A 931-nucleotide genomic window follows, 5' to 3' on the forward strand; every position below is an offset into this window, starting at 1 on the left:
ATAGAGTAGCCCTTGCAGGACAAAAAGCCTCTTTTAAAGCCATTGATAAAAAAGCAAGTGAGCTTTATTTTATTAAGCTTAGTGTTGAAGAAATGCTAAGAAATCTAAAAGGTGCTAAGGTGCTTGTGGGGTATGAAGTAGAATGGGATGAGGAGAGAAACACTCCAAGTAATATCAGTGCTGGAAAATTTTACTTGCAAGTAAAAATGATGAATAATCCAATTGTTAAACAACTCACACTAGACTTTAAATATAGTGATGAGTGGGCAAGTGATTTAATGGGAATGATAGAGTAATAAGGAGAAGCAATGAAAAGAATTATTGGCGAAGTTATCCAAGAAAGTAATGTTTATATTGATGGACAAGGTTATTTAGGAGTGGTAAGAAATTTAAAACTTCCAGACATAGAACAAGAAATGGTGGAGGTTAAAGGCGTAATGGGTGCAAATTACAGCAGTGGAACATTAAAACCACTAGAAATCACCTTTAAACTAGCAGTGGCAGATCCTGTTCTTTATACAGCTTTTTTTCACACCACTTTTAGTGAGATTAAAGCACCTTTACTTTTTAGAGAGAGTGTGCATCGTGGAGGTAAAAACTATGGAATAAATGCAGAATTTCTAGGAGAGTTTATCTCCATTAGTGAAAGCGATCATGAGAGTGGTAGTGAAGTAGAAGTAGAAGTTAAGATGGCGGTTCATTTTTATATGCAAAGAAGAAATAATATCCCCATTATTACTTATGACCATAAAAACACTATTTTAATGGTAAATGGAATAGATTTGATGGGAAGCATTAGAGACAATCTAACTTTATAATTTTAAAAAGGATACAAAATGAAAGAAAAAATAATTGTTTTAGAAAATGGCGAAAATTTAGTGATGAAAGAACCCAATGTGCGTGTTTTAAAAAATGCAACACTAAAGAGTGA

Annotated in this window: 1 protein-coding gene and 2 pseudogenes; all 3 read left to right on the forward strand. The window is 33.1% G+C overall.

Annotated elements, in window-relative coordinates:
• A pseudogene (locus B6S12_RS10685) lies at positions 1-296 on the forward strand (phage tail sheath family protein); the annotation flags it as partial.
• Between the two features lie 12 nt (positions 297-308).
• The gene (locus B6S12_RS10690; RefSeq protein ID WP_111230732.1) at positions 309-818 is read left to right on the forward strand and encodes a phage major tail tube protein; all 510 of its coding nucleotides are present in this window, start codon (positions 309-311) and stop codon (positions 816-818) included.
• Positions 819-836: 18 nt separating this feature from the next.
• Positions 837-931 (forward strand): annotated as a pseudogene (locus B6S12_RS10695) (phage tail assembly protein); the annotation flags it as partial.

Origin of the sequence: Helicobacter valdiviensis, assembly GCF_003245365.1 — a bacterium.
Taxonomy (GTDB): Bacteria; Campylobacterota; Campylobacteria; order Campylobacterales; family Helicobacteraceae; genus Helicobacter_D; species Helicobacter_D valdiviensis.